Here is a 17760-nt window from a genome sequence, read left to right on the forward strand (position 1 = left end):
TTATGCACTCTCACGCTGAGAAATCGCTTCACGGATCGATGCCCCGTGTTCCTGGAGGCTCATCACTTCCCAGCTGTATTCACGTAGTGCGTTGATAGCCTGAACAGCAGCACCAAACTCAGAGACCGTGGTCATGATAGGGCAGCCCACAGAGGTTGCAGCTGCGCGGATTTCATAGCCATCGCCTCGCGCCTGACCTCCCGAGGGAGTGTTGAGGATGAGGTTGATTTCACCATCGCGAATCATATCGACAATGGAGCGCTCACCCTTAGCTGTTTCAGCAATCTTTGAAACGACCTGAGCTTTTACCCCGTTGCGACGCAGAACCTCAGCGGTGCCACCGGTTGAAACAATGTCAAAGCCCAGCTGTTGGAGCATCTTTACGTAGATAATGCTGTTGCGTTTGTCGCGGTTAGCAACCGAGACAAAGACTTTGCCTTCGGTGGGCAAGAAGGAGCCGACGGATGCTTCAGCCTTAGCAAAAGCGGTATCGAAATGCGGGTCAAGACCCATGACTTCACCAGTTGAGCGCATCTCGGGGCCGAGCAGTGAATCCACGACGACACCTTCCGGTGTGCGGAAACGGCTAAAAGGCAGAACCGCTTCTTTGACGGCGATTGCTGTATCTGCCGGAAGGCTGGCACCATCCATTGATGTAGGCAGGTAGCCTTCTTCCTTAAGGTGGCTGATGGTTTGACCCGTACCGATGAGGGCGGCTGCCTTAGCCATCTGGACGCCGGTTGCCTTGGAGACGAAGGGAACGGTGCGTGATGCGCGGGGGTTAGCTTCGATGACATAGAGAATATCTGAAGCTACCGCGAACTGAATATTGATCAGACCGCGAACACCTACGCCGGCTGCAATGCGTTCGGTGGCATCTGCAACCTTGGCAATGATGTCCGGGCTGAGGGTGATAGGTGGCAAGGTGCAGGCAGAGTCGCCCGAGTGAATGCCAGCTTCTTCAATATGTTCCATGACACCGCCGAGGTAAAGCTCGGTGCCGTCGTAGAGAGCGTCAACGTCGATTTCAACGGCATCTTCAAGGAACTTATCAATGAGAGCCGGCTGGGAAGGAGAAACTTCAGTCGCATTTTCTAGGTAGCGAGCCAGCTGTTCTTCGCTGTAAACGATCTCCATACCGCGACCCCCCAAAACGTAGGAGGGGCGCACCAGAACCGGGTAGCCGATGTCATCAGCGATTCGCCTGGCGTTCTCAAAGGTCGAGGCGGTGCCGTTTTTGGGTGAGATAAGACCGGCATCTTCCAGAACTCGCGAGAATTCACCGCGGTCTTCGGCGAGGTCAATAGCCTCGGGTGAGGTACCTAGAATCGGAATTCCAGCTGCCTTGAGTTCCTGCGCGAGCTTCAGCGGGGTCTGACCACCGAGCTGCACAAAAACGCCCATCAGCCCACCGGTGCGGCGTTCCGCTTCAACAACTTCAAGCACATCTTCCAGGGTGAGAGGCTCAAAGTAGAGGCGGGTTGAGATATCGTAGTCGGTTGAAACTGTCTCAGGGTTACAGTTGACCATAACGGTCTCATAACCTGCTTCGCGCAACACCATCGAAGCGTGCACACAGGAGTAGTCGAACTCGATACCCTGACCGATACGGTTGGGCCCAGAACCCAGAATCATGATTGAGGGCTTCTCGTGGTGTGCGACCTCATCCTCCATGTCATAGGAGGAATAGTGGTAGGGAGTGAATGCCTCAAACTCGGCTGCACAGGTATCCACGGTCTTGAAGACGGGGCGAATATCCAGTGCGTGGCGAATACCGCGCACCACAGCCTCGTCCATGTTGAGAATCTCGCCAATCTGGGCGTCAGAGAAACCGTGTCGCTTCGCTAGGCGTAGGGACTCCTCATTGAGGTTTTTGGAAGCAGCGATTTCGCCGGCTACCTCGTTGAGCAGCACCAGCTGGTCCAGGAACCAGGGGTCAATCTTGGTTGCCTCAAACATCTGCTCAACGGTAGCTCCCGCTAGAAGTGCCCGCTGTACCTGGTGAATACGATCCGTAGTGGCAGTCTTAGACTTCTCAATGAGGTCAGCCAACTTCTCTGCTGACAACTCAGGGTTAGCGTAGGAGAAGGCTCCACCCTTCTGCTCCAGGGAGCGCATAGCCTTCTGCAGTGCCTCGGTAAAGTTTCGCCCCAGAGCCATCGCCTCACCCACGGACTTCATAGTGGTGGTCAGCGTAGGATCAGCTGCGGGGAACTTCTCAAAGGCGAAGCGAGGAACCTTGACCACAACGTAGTCGAGGGTAGGTTCAAAGGACGCCGGGGTCTTCTGGGTGATGTCGTTGGGGATTTCATCCAGGGTGTAGCCCAGGGAAAGCTTGGTGGCGATCTTTGCAATCGGGAAACCTGTTGCCTTGGACGCCAGTGCCGACGAACGGGAGACGCGGGGGTTCATTTCAATGACGATAATGCGCCCGGTGGCCGGATCAACTGCGAACTGAATGTTACAGCCACCGGTGTCGACACCAACTTCGCGGATCACGTTAATAGAAATGTCGCGAAGTTTCTGGTATTCGCGGTCTGTGAGGGTGAGTGCCGGAGCAACGGTGATGGAGTCACCGGTGTGCACACCAACGGGGTCGAAGTTTTCGATGGAGCAAACGACCACTACGTTGTCGTTCTTGTCTCGCATCATTTCAAGTTCGTATTCTTTCCAGCCCAAAATAGATTCTTCGAGCAGAACCTCGCTGGTGGGGCTGTACTGAATACCGGCACCGGCGATACGGTGGAGGTCTTCCTCGTTGTAGGCCATACCTGAGCCCAGACCACCCATGGTGAAGGACGGGCGCACCACCATGGGGTAGCCAAGGATCTTGGCAGCCTCTAGGGCTTCATCCATGGTGTGAACGATGACTGACTTTGCAGACTCGCCGCCGGCACGTTCAACAACGCCCTTGAAGGCTTCACGGTCCTCGCCGAGGTTAATTGCCTCAATGTTAGCGCCAATGAGTTCGACCTTGTATTTCTCTAATATTCCCTCCTCATCGAGAGCAATGGCAGCGTTGAGGGCGGTCTGGCCACCCAGAGTGGGGAGAATCGCATCCGGCTTTTCCTTAGCGATAATCTTTTCAATCACTTCGGTAGTAATCGGCTCGATGTAGGTCGCATCAGCAAACTCGGGGTCTGTCATGATGGTAGCCGGATTGGAGTTAACCAGGATGACGCGAACGCCTTCCTCCTTGAGAACTCGCAGAGCCTGGGTGCCGGAGTAATCGAATTCGGCAGCCTGACCAATAACGATGGGGCCAGAACCAATGACGAGAATAGAGTTGAGATCTTGACGTTTGGGCATGGTTCTTCCTTAGTTCTTCTTCGCAAGCATGAGGTCAATAAAACGGTCAAAGAGGTAGGCTGCATCGTGGGGACCAGCGGCTGCCTCTGGGTGGTACTGCACAGAAAAAGCTGGGATATCTAGGCAGCGTAACCCTTCAACTACCTGGTCGTTGAGACCGATGTGTGAAACTTCAACCCTGCCGAACTCAGCGTGGGGGGCTTCAACTGCGCCGTCCAGGGGTGCATCCACAGCAAATCCGTGGTTCTGGGCGGTAATTTCGACTTTACCGGTGGTACGATCCATGACCGGCTGGTTGATACCCCGGTGACCGAAGGGAAGCTTGTAGGTGCCAAAGCCTAGGGCCCGACCCAGCAACTGGTTGCCGAAGCAGATACCGAAGAAGGGGGTACCGGTGCGCAGGACGCTCTGAAGCAAGGCAACCTGGTCGTCAGCGGTCGCCGGGTCACCGGGGCCGTTGGAAAAGAAGACCCCATCCGGCTGGTAGGACTTAATATCCTCTAGAGTGGCAGTTGCCGGTAGGACGTGTACGCGCACCCCTCGCTCAGCAAAACGCTTGGGGGTCATGGCTTTGATGCCCAGATCCAGGGCAACCAGGGTTGCCTTAGGCTCCCCCTCCCAGCCCTGGTCGGCTGGTTCGATGGTGTAAGCCTGATCAATGGATACCGTATCAGCCAGTTTCTGCCCCTGCATCTGCGCACTCGCCTTGACCTTTTCCACCAATGTCTCGGTGGATGCGAGAGCCTCCTTGCCGGTAAAAATACCGGCACGCATAGCTCCTGCGCTCCGCAGGTGGCGGGTCAGTGCACGAGTGTCGATGCCTTGAATCCCAACAATTCCCTGCTCCACAAGCTCCTGATCTAGGGTGCGCTCAGAGCGCCAATTAGAGGCTCGACGCGCGGCATCTCGCACAGCGTAGCCTGAAACCCAAATCTTACGAGATTCGGCATCTTCTTCATTGACACCTGTGTTGCCGATGTGGGGCGCAGTCTGTACCACAATCTGGCCCGCGTATGAGGGGTCAGTTAGGGTTTCTTGATAACCGGTCATACCGGTGGAGAATACTGCTTCACCGAGGGTACTTCCGGTAGCTCCGTAGCTCTGGCCGCGGAACACTGTGCCGTCCTCTAATACGAGAACCGCTACACGCTCGCTAGATGCTAACTGGGTCATCACGTACTTCCTGTCGTAGGTTGGTCGGGTGTAGGGGTTTAACCCCAAAGATTTATAAACTTAGGCAGAAGGTGCCGGTAGTTCTTCTAATGCCTGGGGTGCAATCTGCTGAATAGTGTCAAGAACAGTCTTTTTATCGGCTGCAAAACGGGTGCGAAATCCGGTATCAACGGGCGTACCGTTGAGGTCCCAGGACAGCATCACGAGACCGTTTTTCTCCACGAACTTACCGGCCATGCCGGCTTCTGTTCGCACCGCAATAATATCGCTGGCTTGAACCCAGAGGTCTTGAGCGCCATCTCTAGCGATAACTACAGCGTCCTCGAAGATAAAGAGAGTGCCGGCTGCCTTAACACCGAGAGTGTTAGTAGCGATACGGTCCAACCAGTCCCCCATATGGGTGGTGGCAATGTAAACACCGGGGACGGCAAGCAGGCTTTCGGCGTCCTCGTATCGCTCAGGGACAGGAGCAAGAACCCCCGTGCCTTTCTGACGTTTTTGACGCCCCTTCCAGCCAGCCCACATGCCCCAAAAAATTAGGGCACAGAGCAGTACTAGAAGAGATAGTGGTAGGAGTCTGTCCACAAATCTACCTTCGATCCCCTAGTTGCCAACGTGGGTCACGGGAGTGGTCAGCTTGCCGTCTTTAACCACCGGGTGACCCCCATAGAAGGTTGCCATGACGGCACCTGGGACTTCCAAACCCCGGTAGGGGTTGTTCTTGCCCTTGGTGGCTTGAGCCTGGGGGTCAATGGTGCGAGTCGCGGCGGGGTCAACCAAAACCAGGTTGGCTGGTTCGCCGGCTTCCAGTGGACGCCCCTGCCCCGTTGCCAGGCCAATTTCAGCTGGTTTAGCGCTCATGATACGAGCCACATCAGCCCAGGAAATGAGCCCGGTATCAACCAGAGTTTTCTGGACAATCGATAGAGCCTGTTCTAGCCCGGTCATACCGTTGGCAGCACACGCCCACTCGCAATCCTTAGATTCGGTGGGGTGAGGCGCATGATCGGTGCCAATAATATCGATGATTCCGTCCGCAATAGCCTGACGCAGAGCCATCACATCTTCTTCAGTGCGCAGGGGCGGGTTGACCTTGTAGACAGGGTCGTAGGTGCGCACGAGTTCATCGGTCAGTAGCAGGTGGTGGGGGGTTGCCTCAGCGGTAACATCAATACCGCGTTCTTTTGCCCAACGAACGATTTCAACCGATCCCTTAGTGGAAAGGTGGCAAATATGCAGACGTGAACCCACATGCTCCGCCAATAAAACATCCCTGGCAATAATTGACTCTTCTGCCACAGCTGGCCAGCCAGCAAGGCCAAGCTCTGCAGAGACTTTACCTTCGTTCATCTGAGCGCCCTCGGTTAGACGGGGCTCCTGAGCATGCTGTGCAACAACACCGTTGAAAGTTTTAACGTATTCAAGGGCTCGGCGCATAAGGGCCGGATCCCACACGCACATGCCATCATCAGAGAATACTCGCACTTTGGCGCGAGATTCTGCCATAGCTCCGATCTCAGACAGGCGCTCACCGGCGAGACCTGCGGTAACGGCACCGATGGGCTGCACCTCGGTCCAACCTGATTTCCTGCCCAGCTCGTAAACCTGTTCAACCACACCGGCAGTATCGGCTACCGGGTTGGAATTAGCCATAGCAAATACAGCGGTGTAACCACCCAGGGCCGCAGCACGGCTACCGGTTTCTACGGTCTCAGCATCTTCCAAGCCTGGTTCCCGCAAATGGGTGTGCAAATCAACGAGACCGGGCAGAGCAATAAGACCCTTAGCGTCAATGATGTCTGCTTCAGGCGATGACACGTCAGCCCCTACTTCAGCAATCAGACCGTCACGAATGAGGATGTCCGCCTCGCGTTCGCCCAGCAGTGAAGCGCCCTTGATTAGATAGGTTGATGGTTTAGTCACGGTCTTCTCTTTTCTTCATTCTCACGTTTAGGCGCCAGGGTAAAAGTCGGCTGATTTGCCACCGGTCATCAGGAGGTAGAGTGCTGCCATGCGCACAGAAACCCCGTTGGTGACCTGTCGTAGCACCCATGAACGGTCTGAGTCAGCTGCTTCAGCGCTAATTTCTAAACCGCGGTTCATTGGGCCAGGGTGAAGCACAGCGGTCTCATGGTCCGCTGCGTCCAGCCGAGCAAAGCGTTCTGGTGTCAGGCCCCACAGTCTTGAGTATTCCTCACTGCTGGGGAAGAAGGCGTTATGCATGCGCTCTTTTTGGATGCGTAGCATCATGACAGCATCCACCCCAGATTCAATGGCTTCATCGAAGTTATAGAAAATTTCGCAGGGCCAGTCTTCTGTTTCTACCGGTAAAAGAGTAGGTGGAGCGACAAACTTAACCTGCGCCCCCAGAGTTGTCAGAAGCCAGAGGTTAGAACGCGCCACCCTGGAATGCAGGATGTCGCCCACTATAGCGACGCGCATCCCCTCAAGAGTGAGCCCCCTGGTTTCGGCCCCCGTGGTTTGAGCACGGAACTGGCGCAGGGTCATAGCATCAAGCAGTGCCTGGGTAGGGTGGGCATGGGTTCCATCGCCGGCGTTGAGAACAGGAACATCAATCCACCCAGCCTCAGCTAAACGCTGAGGAGCGCCAGAAGCGCCGTGCCTAATGACAACAGCATCTGCATTGATCGCAGCCAGGGTCTGAGCAGTATCTTTAAGCGATTCACCCTTAGAAACAGATGAACCTTTGGCTGAGAAGTTAATGATGTCAGCTGACAGGCGCTTCTCTGCCGCTTCAAAGGAAAGACGGGTTCGGGTGGAGTCCTCGAAGAAGAGGTTAACCACGGTACGGCCCTGAAGAACTGGCAATTTTTTTACTTCGCGCTGACCAATTTCACCCATGTAGTCGGCTGTATCAAGGATGTTCAGAGCATCAGCCAGGCTGAGGTCTTTAGTATCGAGCAAATGACGCATTAGAGATGTTCCCCTGTACCTTCAACCGGCTGAATAATAACCACCTGATCGGCTACACCATCAATGGGCTCCAAGAGAACTTTGACCGATTCATCTGAGTTAGTGGGTAGGTTCTTGCCTACATGATCCGCCCTGATAGGTAGTTGGCGGTGGCCCCTGTCAACGAGAACTGCCAGGCGTACGCAGGCGGGACGTCCGTAATCCTGTAAAGCATCAAGAGCTGCACGAATAGTACGGCCTGAGAAAAGCACATCATCAATCAGGTAAACATTCTTACCATCAAGGCCAAGAGGTGGCAGATGTGTAGGTTCGAGGGTTCGCCCTGGCCTAGAGCGTAAATCGTCACGATACATTGTTATATCTAGCTGACCCAGCGACATTGCCGGGTTGAAGGATGCATCAGTATCAGAGATTTTTTGGGCTAGTCGCTGTGCTAGCGGGTAACCGCGGCGCGGTATGCCCAAGATGACCAGGTTCTGGGCACCCCTATTAGCCTCAAGAATTTCATGCGCTATTCGAGTTAGCGCGCGGTCGATGTCGGCAGACTCCAGAATCACACGTTGTGACCCTGCTGAAAACACACTTCTGGTATCGCTCATTGGTTGCCGGCCTCCTTCCCCGCCTCACAGGACGGACTTAAAGGTTGCTGTCGTAGACCAAACTTATCATGGGCATCTCTTTTCACACAAAGTGTTGCTCGCTGTATAAAACGCCAAGTCACACCTTGAGAAGTATTAAGACACAAAAAGTGCCGCACCGGAAAAGGTGCGGCACTCATGAGTAGTTAAGCAAGGAGAGTTGGTTTAACCTGGCGCAGGCGGTCTAGCAAACCGTTGACGAACTTGGGTGAGTCGTCGGTGGAGAGCATGCGTGCCAAACCAGTTGCTTCTGAGATGGCAACTGCATCAGGAATCTCATCATTGAAGAGCAGTTCCCAAGCACCAATCAGTAGAACAATACGGTCCACGCTGGGCATACGGTCCATAGTCCAGTCCTGTGAGTATGTCTCAATGTACTCACGGATTTCCTCTTCACGGTCACGAACCCCTCGAACAATCTGCTCAGAGTAGAGGGATATTTGCGCTGAGGTGTGAAGCCTGCGACTGGTGAGAACATCAATGACGCCCTCACCGCGCTGCTCAGCCTCAAAAAGAACCTCTAGCGCGCGAAGTCTAGCTTTAGTTCTTGAATTCATTAGTCGTTAACGCGACCGAGGTAATCGCCGGTACGGGTATCAACTTTAACCTTAGTGCCGGTTTCTAGGAAAAGAGGGACCTGAATTTCAGCACCGGTTTCAACGGTTGCGGGCTTGGTACCACCGGTTGAGCGGTCGCCCTGCAGCCCGGGTTCGGTGTAGGTGATTTCGAGAACGACTGAGGCGGGAAGCTCAATGTAGAGAGGTGAGCCTTCATGCATTGCGATAGTTGCAGTCTGGTTCTCCAGCATGAACTTAGCGGCATCGCCAACAACAGTCTCTGAAACGTTAATCTGGTCGTAGGTCTTCATATCCATGAAGACGTAGTCGGTACCATCCTGGTAGAGGTACTGGTAATCAGAGCGATCAACGGTTGCAGTTTCGATTTTTGCGCCAGCGTTAAAAGTCTTATCAACTACCTTGCCGGAGGTTATGTTACGCATCTTGGTGCGTACGAATGCGCCACCCTTACCGGGTTTCACGTGCTGAAACTCAATGATGGACCAGAGGTTGCCATCAATCTTGAGAACAACACCGTTCTTGATATCTGCGGTAGTAGCCAACAGACTCTCCTCACAATAAATTTTCAATAAGCATGGGGTAAACCGTGGTCAAGTCTACCTGCTCACTCCCCTGCTTGCTTCAATCAGGGGTGAGTTTTTCACCTCAGAGCTGTTCCCTTGCTACAGATAGGCTGACCGCCCTGCGGGTGCAACCTATTTCTACTCAGCTATTTCTTGGTAGGTTGCAAAGAGGATTGACTCATCAGGTACTTCATAGATGCGGGGCTTACCCAGACCTTCCAGCACAACAAATCGCAGCAGGTGACCGCGAGTTTTCTTGTCACGACGCATCGTTTCAAGAAGCTTGCTCCAGCGATCTGCCGGGTAGCTGACCGGTAAACCTAACGATTCGCAGATGGCCCGTGTACGGTCCACCGTGGCTTCGTCCAGGTAACCGGCTGCCAGAGACAGCTCTGCTGCAAAGACCATGCCCACAGCAACCGCAGCACCGTGTCGCCACTGGTAGCGCTCGGCATGTTCGATAGCGTGGCCCAGCGTGTGACCGTAGTTCAAGAACTCCCTACGACCGCTCTCTTTAAGGTCTTCAGAGACAACATCAGCTTTTACTCTGATAGACCGTTCGATCAGCTCGCGAACAACCAGAGACTGAGAATCCCTGATTTTCTCGGGGTTATCTTCAATCAGTTTCAGGATTTCTGGGTCAGCAATAAACCCGCATTTGACGACCTCAGCCATGCCGGTGAGCAGTTCGTATTCAGGCAGAGTTCTTAGCACACCCAATTCGCAAAGAACAGCAGCGGGGGGGTAAAAGGCGCCCACCAGGTTCTTGCCCTCAGCGGTATTGATGCCTGTTTTACCGCCTACTGCGGCGTCCACCATGCCTAGGAGTGTAGTGGGGATATGAATAACCCTGATACCCCTGAGCCAGGTGGCTGCAACGAAACCCGCGACATCGCTCACGGACCCGCCGCCCACTGAAATAATGGCGTCAGTGCGGGTGAAATCGTTTTGCCCCAGTACCTTCCAGCAGAAGGCAGCAACCTGAATATGCTTGCCCTCCTCAGCGTCTGGAATCTCTGCTGAAAAGGCTTCAAAACCAGCCTTGCGCATATCTTCCATCACGAGCTCACCGGTCGACCGCAGAGCACGCGGGTGGATCACCAAAATACGCTGGCTGCGCTGGCCTAAGATACCCGGGATTTCTCCCAGCAAATTATGCCCTACCAGCACATCGTAGTTTTCTGATGCTTGACTGCCGGTCACGCTGATGCGGGTGCTAGCCTCTGTGCTCATACCTGCCCTTTTCTTGATCGAAGGATAAAGTTCTGAATTTCAGCCGCCATATCTGAGATACTGCGACCACCCCTGGCGTCCAAAGTGTAGCTAGCCAGTTCTTCAAAGCGCTCACGACGAGCTTCAAAAATTTCCGACCATTTTTCAATTGGATTGGGTTGCAAAAGCGGGCGTGCCCGCCCGTGGATAATCCGCGGTGCAACGGTCTCTGCATCAACCTTAATGTAAATAACCGTTTCTTCCCGCAGAAGTTCCGCCGTTTCAGGCGTCATAGGAGCTCCCCCACCCAAAGAAAAAATAGTGTTCCTTCTGGACGGGGACGTCAGGACCTCACGAATAACTTCAGCCTCGATGCGCCTAAACTCATCTTCGCCGAAGTCAGTGAAGATTTGAGAAACTTCACCGTATTTATCAACGATGAGGTGATCAGAGTCAATGAACTCATAACCATAAAAGCGCGCGAGGTGCGTACCGATGTAAGATTTACCGGCTGCCATGGGGCCGATGATAACCACCGGTCGGGATTTCTCGATGTAGGTTTCCTGCACCTCGCGCACCTGGTTGGGCGCAAGCCCTCCGGTCATATCGATCGCGTGTTCACGGGATCGGGGGGTCATGGTTTAGCTGTCCCATCCAGCCACATTAGACTCCCAGGCTAAAGACTCAGGGATAGCTGATAGGTAGGAATCCATGTTGCGGCGGGTCTCAGCGATATTGTCGCCACCGAATTTTTCAAGAGCCGCGTCAGCCAGCACCAGAGCCACCATAGCTTCGGCGACCACGCCTGCAGCAGGGACAGCACAAACGTCTGAGCGCTGGTGGTGGGCTGTAGCTGCCTCACCCGTTGAAGTATCGATTGTAGTAAGCGCCTTGGGTACAGTAGCGATGGGCTTCATGGCAGCGCGTACGCGCAGAAGGTCACCAATGCTCATACCCCCTTCGATGCCACCGGCACGATTCGACTGGCGGATGACACCATTCTCACCCGGCACAATTTCATCGTGAGCGCGGGTTCCGGGGCGGGCAGCGGTGAGGAAACCGTCGCCAACTTCAACACCCTTGATTGCCTGAATACCCATGAGCGCTGCAGCCAGACGAGCATCGAGTCGCCGATCCCAGTGGACGTAAGAACCTAGGCCCGGGGGCATACCGTAGGCAAGAACCTCGACCACGCCACCCAGTGTTTCTCCGTCTTTGTGGGCACGGTCGATGGTCTCAACCATGGCATCACTCGTTTCCTTATCGAAGCAACGAAGGGGGTCAGCATCCAGGTATTCACGGTCCGAAGGGAGCGGACGCGCCGCGTCCACAGGGGCAGCCACCTCAGCGATAGCGGTGGTATGGCTCACCAGCGAGATACCGAGTGCCTTCAACATTTGAGAGGCAACGACCCCCAGAGCGACACGGGTTGCGGTTTCGCGGGCTGAAGCGCGCTCCAGTACGGGGCGGGACTCAGCGAAGCCATACTTTTGCATACCGGCGAAATCCGCGTGGCCAGGGCGCGGGCGCGTCAGCGCAGCATTACGGGCACGGCCTTCGATCAGGGAGGGGTCAACAGGGTCAGATGACATCACATCTGCCCACTTGGGCCACTCGGTATTAGCAATTTCAAGGGCAACTGGGCCGCCCTGGGTCATCCCATGACGGACGCCGCCAAGAATGCGTACACGGTCCTCTTCGAATTTCATGCGGGCACCACGGCCGTACCCCAGCCGTCGGCGGGCCAGAGCGTCACTTACCATAGCGCTGGTGAGCTCGACTCCAGCTGGTACACCCTCGATGATTCCTACCAGTGCCTCACCGTGTGATTCACCGGCTGATAGCCAACGTAGCATCTGCCACCTTCATTCGTCTGTCGTATGTATTGCTTCTAAGATTTTCAAACTTAACCGGTTGGCGCAAACCGGGGCCGTTATTTGGGACTTTTTAGGTGCGAATCAGCTTGAGGGGATCCCAGACCATCTGCGGTGAAACCTCAGCTGGAGGTAGCCCAACGGAACTACGCATCGCCTCTATCACCTTATCTTCGCTCGGTAACCGCTCTTCTAAACTACGCCCCGTGAATAGCTTTACCTGGTCAACGGCCTGATACATTAACATTTCTAGGCCAGAGGTTACCTTTCCACCTCTTTCTTGCCAGAGCTGAGCAAGAGATGAGGGCCAAGGATCATAGGTGACGTCGAGCAAAATTCCCAGCTGCGTCCTCTGGGACGAAGTGGTATCAGACATTAGGTGGTCAGCCGCCCCGGCTGGCAGAGTAGAAATATTGACCTCGTAGAGTGAACACCTGTGAGAAAAGGCTTCTAAAGGCTCAAACTGCACAGTGACACCTAGCCTCTTAGCCGTTTCCACAACGCTTTGAGCACGAGCAGGGTTTCGCACAAAAACGTCTACCCTCTTAAGCCCCATGTAGGCTAAACCGGCGAGAGCCGCGGTCGCCGTGCCTCCCCCACCAACAATTGCTCCGGTCTGCAATTCAGCCGGGGCACCAGCGGTCTTCAGAGCATTCACAATTCCTGAGACATCGGTGTTGTGTCCCCAAACGCTCCACCCTTTGACTCCCTCCCTCCAGTAAACCGTGTTGACTACACCGACTGCCCGAGCGAAGGGAGTTAGCTCGTCTAAGTAGTCTAGGATGGCTGTTTTGAGTGGCATGGTCACAGAGAAACCACAGGTGTCATCGTGGGGACCGTGCTGAGCAAAAACCGCAGGCAGATCTTCCCCCTGAGTTTCTTTACGCTGGTAATCAATAGATTCGCCCAGGGCATTGTAAGCAGCTTGGTGGAGGAGCGGAGACTTGCTATGGCTAATGGGAGACCCCAAGACAAACGCCTTGGGGCCCACACCTGATAGAAGAGTCATTTACTGGCACACATTCTTGTTATTTGCACAGAACTCATCGTAAATCTCCACATTAGCCAGGTGCTCTTCATACGTTTCAGCAAAGAGCGTCTCACCGGTGAAGAGGTCTACAGTCACCCAGAAGTAGTAGTCATTCTTCTCGGGGTTAGCAGCAGCCTTGATAGCGGTTTCACCGGGTGAACCGATCGGGCCCTCAGGTAATCCCTTGTAGTAGAAGGTGTTGTACTTGTTCGAGGAGTCTGCTTTCTGCTCATCGGAAATGTGGTAGCTCTTAATCCCTAGGCCGTAGGCCACGGTGGCGTCAGACTGCAGATAGCCAGATGTCTCACCGTCTGGGTTATTCAAGCGGTTTTCAATAGCGCCGGCGATGGGTGCGTAGTCTTTCTCGATACCTTCAAACTCTAGGATGGAGGCAACAGTCAGTACATGGAAAATACGGTCGTCACCGGTCACTCCATTAGCCTCAAGCTGTTCCTTGGTTTGATCAACCATGGTCTGCAGAATCTCTTCGGCGGTCGCATCCTTGGCGAAGCGATATTCACCGGGGTACAAGAAACCCTCAATCGTTGGGAAGTTAGAAGGAATACCAAAGACATCAGGTGAGTTGCCCAGAGACTCAAATTCACCGGCACTGATACCGGTGCCCTTTGCCAGGGCGTCAAATGTTTCATCCATACGCCAGGTGCGGGAAACAGCAACATAATTGGTGTTCGCCTCATCCAGGTTAAGTAGCTCGTTGAGAGCAGCAGAGCTACTCATCTCCTTTTGAAGCTCGTACTCCCCTGGCTGGAAAAACTGATCAGAAGTTGTCTCCGAGTAGACTTCCAAGAACCTGCCGGCATTAGCAATAATTCCCTGTTCTTCCAGAGAGTTAGCGATACCAATATTCGAAGAGCCTTCAGCAATAGTAAAGGTGACGGTGGTTCCGTTCCCCTCGCCGCTGTAATCTTTTCTTTCAAACCATCCCAGGCGAGGAGAAATAATTGCCACGACCATCACCAGCGCAACGGCAAAGACAAGTACAGCCGAAGTAACAGCATTGCGGCTACGGCGTTTTACACGCTGACGTTCTTCTGAAGTAACTTCATCCTGCTCAACCTCAATCCCCATGAAACCATCGTGGGCAGTTTCGGAGGATCGCCCAAGGATACCCCCCAAATCGGTTTGATGATCTCTGGTGGGTCGTGAGGGGCGCGGCGGGCGGTTAGAACTCGAGTTTTCAGGCATTCGGGTTCTCCGTTTCGTCGTTGTATACGGTTGAGTCTTGTGAGTTGAGAGGTCCCTTTGGATCCACCCGGTAGCCAGCTAGTTGTTGACCGGCTTTGATGGTATCTAAGGCTGACTGCAGGATGTTGACCGCAGCTACTTGATCAACCATCGTCTTGAAGTCCCGAGATGATACCCCGGCCTCGTGCAGCGCTCGATGAGCGCTCACCGTAGTCAGCCTCTCATCGATGAGCCATATGGGAGTTAGTCGGTCTTCCGCGGCTAGCTCAGCAGCAAGATGCTCTGCATAGTCGCGCGCCATGACAGTCGATGGGCTTTCCCCACCTTTCATGGTACGCGGCAGACCCACGAAAACCTCGGTTACTTCGTGAACCTCCATGAGTTTCCTAAGTACTCTGCGGTCGGAATCCTTCTTAAGATCCCGACGCAGAGTTTTCAGAGGCGTCGCAAGAATCCCATCTGGATCGCACAGGGCTAGGCCGACGCGGGCATTGCCCACGTCAACCCCCATACGACGGCCCCTAGTGAAACTCACGGGGTTAAGCTCCGAGCTCTGTGATTGCTGAGCGGATTGCCGTGAAGGCGGCATCAATCTTGGAGGCATCCTGACCGCCACCCTGAGCGACATCGTCCTTACCACCGCCGCCACCACCGAGTATACCGGCAGCAATACGTACCAGCGCACCGGCCTTAACGCCGGCGTCGCGGGCAGCCTGGTTGGTAGCAACCAGAATCACGGGCCGGTCATTATTGACGCCGGTTACGGCAACAGTTGCCGCCTCTTCACCCAGGCGAGAGCGAAGGTCAAGGGCTAGGTCACGAACGCCGTTAGCATCAAGTTCACCGGCATTGTGCAAGAGAGTGCGCACACCGCCCAGCATTTCTGCGGACTCGGTGAGTCTGCCGGCCTCTGCCTGCAACTTTTCCTTGCGAAGCTTCGTCAGTTCCTTCTCAGCTTCCTTCAGCTTAGCCAGAGTCTGGCTCAACTTTTCGGGGAGGTCTGCTGAGGACTGGACCTTCATCATGCCGGTCAACTGATTGACTAGGGTGCGCTCAGCAGCCAGATGATTGAAAGAGTCCAAACCAACGAGAGCCTCAACGCGGCGGTTGCCCGAACCAACAGACTGCTCGGTGAGCAAGGTCAGTGAGCCAATCTGAGCGGTCGAATCGACGTGGGTGCCACCGCACAGTTCGCGGGAGAACTCCCCGCCCATTTCAACCACACGCACGGAATCGCCGTACTTTTCACCGAAGAGCATGGTGGCGCCCAGGTTCTTAGCCTCATCCAGTGACATTTCGCGGGTGATGGTCTCGAAGTTATCTCGGATTGCGGTGTTGGCGACCTCTTCTACCTCATGCTTAGCAGCATCTGATAGGCCTTCGCCCCAGGCAAAGTCAAAGCGCAGGTAACCCTCCTTGTTATAGGAGCCGCGCTGGGTTGCCTCATTACCGAGCACCTGGTGCAAAGCTGCGTGGATAATGTGCGTGCCAGAGTGAGCTTTTTCGCCATCAGCACGGCGCTGTACATCAACCTGAGCCACAACAGCGGAGCCAGCGACAACCTCGCCCTCACGCACGGTAGCGCGGTGAACCGAGAGTCCCTTAACCGGCTGCTGAACATCCGAAACATCAAGCACAAAACCATTTCCGGTAATAACACCGGTATCGGCAGCCTGGCCACCAGCTTCAGCGTAGAAGGGGGTCTCATCAAGAACAATCTCAACCTGATCCCCCGCACGAGCGGCAGGGACGCTGACTCCGTCCACCAGGATAGCTCGCAGGGTGGTTTCGGTGCGCAGTTCGTTATAACCGGTAAAGATTGAGGGGCGCTCATCGACTAGCTCGCGCAAGGCCGAAAGATCAGCGAAAGAACCCTTCTTTGCTTTGGCGTCAGCCTGAGCGCGGTGGCGCTGTTCCTCCATCAAAGAGCGGAACTGTGCCTCGTCAACCTTGACCCCAGCTTCTTCAGCCATTTCCAGGGTTAGATCAATGGGGAAACCATAGGTATCGTGCAGGGCAAAAGCGTCTGCACCAGACACCTCGCCCTTGCCAGCACTCTTAGCAATCTTGACAGCTTCTTCAAGGCGCTCGGTGCCTGACTCGATAGTTTTCAGGAAGGCCTTTTCCTCTGCATAGGCGATTCGGGAAATACGTTCGAAGTCTTCAGCAACCACGGGGTAAGCACCCGCCATGGCATCGCGAGAAGCGGGGAAAAGCACGGGTAGGCAGGGATCGGTAACACCCAGCAGGCGCATTGCGCGGATGGCGCGGCGCATAAGGCGGCGCAGGATGTAACCGCGGCCTTCGTTGGAGGGAGTTACACCATCGGCGATGAGCATGAGGGAGGAGCGGATGTGGTCGGCAACCACGCGCATCCGCACATCGTTGATGTAACCCTCATCTTCAGCGTTTTCTGAGCCGTGGTACTTTTTACCGGATAGCTTAGAGGCTGCATCGAGCACGGGGCGCACCTGGTCAGTTTCGTAGAAGTTTTCTACTCCCTGCAGCAGCATAGCCAGACGCTCTACGCCCAGACCGGTATCGATGTTCTTCTTGGGAAGCTCGCCCAAAATTTCGAAGCTGTCCTTACCGGTGCCTTCACCGCGCTGGTACTGCATGAAAACCAGGTTCCAGATTTCGATGTAGCGGTCATCATCTGCAGCAGGGCCGCCTTCTTTACCGTATTCCGGGCCACGGTCGTAGAAGATTTCGGAGTCAGGGCCTGCGGGGCCGGGCTGACCGGTGGACCAGTAGTTCTCAGCCATACCCATCTTCTGGATACGCTCGGCGGGGAACTTCACATCGTTAACCCAGATATCGTAGGCTTCGTCGTCTCCCTCGTAGACAGTAACCCAGAGGCGTTCAGCATCTAGACCATAGCCGCCGTCTTGAACTGAGGAGGTCAGCAGCTCGTAGGCCCAGGGAATAACCTCTTTCTTGAAGTAGTCACCAAATGAGAAATTGCCGGCCATCTGGAAGAAGGTTCCGTGGCGGGCGGTCTTACCGACCTCTTCAATATCCAGGGTGCGGATACACTTCTGGACGCTGGTTGCGCGGGAGAAGCTGGGAGTTTCGCGCCCCAGGAAGTAAGGAATAAAGGGCACCATACCGGCGATGGTAAACATTGCACCGGGCTCGTTTGATACCAGCGAAGCTGAGGGAACTACGGTGTGCCCGCGCTTCTCGAAAAATTCGATCCAGCGCTTTGAGATTTCCTGTGAAAGCATCGAAGCTGTTTTCCTA

At 54.7% G+C, this 17760-nt stretch carries 15 protein-coding genes; all 15 read right to left on the minus strand.

Annotated features, from left to right (window positions below; translation table 11 throughout):
- Nucleotides 1-3309: a carbamoyl-phosphate synthase large subunit gene (gene carB, locus M3668_RS07095; protein ID WP_251380125.1), complete on the minus strand. Its 3309-nt coding sequence runs from the start codon at nucleotides 3307-3309 to the stop codon at nucleotides 1-3.
- A 9-nt stretch (nucleotides 3310-3318) separates the two neighbouring features.
- A complete protein-coding gene (carA, locus tag M3668_RS07100) occupies nucleotides 3319-4482 on the minus strand; it encodes a glutamine-hydrolyzing carbamoyl-phosphate synthase small subunit (RefSeq protein WP_251380126.1) in 1164 nt (387 codons plus the stop codon).
- A 60-nt stretch (nucleotides 4483-4542) separates the two neighbouring features.
- Complete coding sequence (locus tag M3668_RS07105) at nucleotides 4543-5067, minus strand: PH-like domain-containing protein (protein ID WP_251380127.1); 525 nt, start codon at nucleotides 5065-5067, stop codon at nucleotides 4543-4545.
- An 18-nt stretch (nucleotides 5068-5085) separates the two neighbouring features.
- On the minus strand, nucleotides 5086-6405 hold the full coding sequence (locus M3668_RS07110) for a dihydroorotase (RefSeq protein ID WP_251380128.1): 1320 nt from the start codon (nucleotides 6403-6405) through the stop codon (nucleotides 5086-5088).
- A 27-nt stretch (nucleotides 6406-6432) separates the two neighbouring features.
- Nucleotides 6433-7416, minus strand: a complete 984-nt coding sequence (locus tag M3668_RS07115) for an aspartate carbamoyltransferase catalytic subunit (protein ID WP_251380129.1) — start codon at nucleotides 7414-7416, stop codon at nucleotides 6433-6435.
- Nucleotides 7416-8015 carry a bifunctional pyr operon transcriptional regulator/uracil phosphoribosyltransferase PyrR gene (pyrR, locus tag M3668_RS07120; RefSeq protein ID WP_251380130.1) on the minus strand — a complete coding sequence of 200 codons (600 nt, stop codon included), beginning with the start codon at nucleotides 8013-8015 and terminating at the stop codon, nucleotides 7416-7418. The genes M3668_RS07115 and pyrR overlap by 1 nt, the downstream gene beginning before the upstream one ends.
- A gap of 185 nt (nucleotides 8016-8200) precedes the next feature.
- On the minus strand, nucleotides 8201-8611 hold the full coding sequence (nusB, locus tag M3668_RS07125; protein WP_237203650.1) for a transcription antitermination factor NusB: 411 nt from the start codon (nucleotides 8609-8611) through the stop codon (nucleotides 8201-8203).
- Entirely contained in the window at nucleotides 8611-9174 is a 564-nt protein-coding gene (gene efp / locus M3668_RS07130) for an elongation factor P (protein WP_251380131.1), read from the minus strand. The genes nusB and efp overlap by 1 nt, the downstream gene beginning before the upstream one ends.
- Nucleotides 9175-9333: 159 nt before the next feature.
- A complete protein-coding gene (gene aroB, locus M3668_RS07135) occupies nucleotides 9334-10428 on the minus strand; it encodes a 3-dehydroquinate synthase (protein ID WP_251380132.1) in 1095 nt (364 codons plus the stop codon).
- The gene (locus M3668_RS07140) at nucleotides 10425-11045 is read right to left on the minus strand and encodes a shikimate kinase (protein WP_251380133.1); all 621 of its coding nucleotides are present in this window, start codon (nucleotides 11043-11045) and stop codon (nucleotides 10425-10427) included. The genes aroB and M3668_RS07140 overlap by 4 nt, the downstream gene beginning before the upstream one ends.
- 3 nt (nucleotides 11046-11048) lie before the next feature.
- On the minus strand, nucleotides 11049-12263 hold the full coding sequence (aroC, locus tag M3668_RS07145; protein ID WP_251380134.1) for a chorismate synthase: 1215 nt from the start codon (nucleotides 12261-12263) through the stop codon (nucleotides 11049-11051).
- A gap of 91 nt (nucleotides 12264-12354) precedes the next feature.
- Nucleotides 12355-13290 carry a shikimate dehydrogenase gene (locus M3668_RS07150; RefSeq protein WP_251380135.1) on the minus strand — a complete coding sequence of 312 codons (936 nt, stop codon included), beginning with the start codon at nucleotides 13288-13290 and terminating at the stop codon, nucleotides 12355-12357.
- Complete coding sequence (gene mltG, locus M3668_RS07155) at nucleotides 13291-14517, minus strand: endolytic transglycosylase MltG (protein WP_251380136.1); 1227 nt, start codon at nucleotides 14515-14517, stop codon at nucleotides 13291-13293.
- Nucleotides 14510-15028 (minus strand): Holliday junction resolvase RuvX, encoded by a 519-nt coding sequence (ruvX, locus tag M3668_RS07160; protein ID WP_251380137.1) that lies wholly within the window; start codon nucleotides 15026-15028, stop codon nucleotides 14510-14512. Before ruvX ends, mltG begins: the two co-directional genes overlap by 8 nt.
- Before the next feature lie 28 nt (nucleotides 15029-15056).
- The gene (alaS, locus tag M3668_RS07165) at nucleotides 15057-17744 is read right to left on the minus strand and encodes an alanine--tRNA ligase (protein ID WP_251380138.1); all 2688 of its coding nucleotides are present in this window, start codon (nucleotides 17742-17744) and stop codon (nucleotides 15057-15059) included.
- Between the last annotated feature and the right edge of the window lie 16 nt (nucleotides 17745-17760).

Origin of the sequence: Rothia sp. P100 (assembly GCF_023712425.1) — a bacterium.
GTDB lineage: Bacteria > Actinomycetota > Actinomycetes > Actinomycetales > Micrococcaceae > Rothia > Rothia endophytica.

Bases quoted from the DNA above. Each gene is read 5' to 3' on its own strand.
- M3668_RS07115 (WP_251380129.1), bottom strand. From the start codon at position 7,416: ATGCGTCATTTGCTCGATACTAAAGACCTCAGCCTGGCTGATGCTCTG.
- alaS (WP_251380138.1), bottom strand. From the start codon at position 17,744: ATGCTTTCACAGGAAATCTCAAAGCGCTGGATCGAATTTTTCGAGAAG.
- nusB (WP_237203650.1), bottom strand. From the start codon at position 8,611: ATGAATTCAAGAACTAAAGCTAGACTTCGCGCGCTAGAGGTTCTTTTT.
- mltG (WP_251380136.1), bottom strand. From the start codon at position 14,517: ATGCCTGAAAACTCGAGTTCTAACCGCCCGCCGCGCCCCTCACGACCC.
- aroC (WP_251380134.1), bottom strand. From the start codon at position 12,263: ATGCTACGTTGGCTATCAGCCGGTGAATCACACGGTGAGGCACTGGTA.
- carA (WP_251380126.1), bottom strand. From the start codon at position 4,482: ATGACCCAGTTAGCATCTAGCGAGCGTGTAGCGGTTCTCGTATTAGAG.
- carB (WP_251380125.1), bottom strand. From the start codon at position 3,309: ATGCCCAAACGTCAAGATCTCAACTCTATTCTCGTCATTGGTTCTGGC.
- ruvX (WP_251380137.1), bottom strand. From the start codon at position 15,028: ATGGGGGTTGACGTGGGCAATGCCCGCGTCGGCCTAGCCCTGTGCGAT.
- M3668_RS07140 (WP_251380133.1), bottom strand. From the start codon at position 11,045: ATGACCCCCCGATCCCGTGAACACGCGATCGATATGACCGGAGGGCTT.
- aroB (WP_251380132.1), bottom strand. From the start codon at position 10,428: ATGAGCACAGAGGCTAGCACCCGCATCAGCGTGACCGGCAGTCAAGCA.
- pyrR (WP_251380130.1), bottom strand. From the start codon at position 8,015: ATGAGCGATACCAGAAGTGTGTTTTCAGCAGGGTCACAACGTGTGATT.
- M3668_RS07150 (WP_251380135.1), bottom strand. From the start codon at position 13,290: ATGACTCTTCTATCAGGTGTGGGCCCCAAGGCGTTTGTCTTGGGGTCT.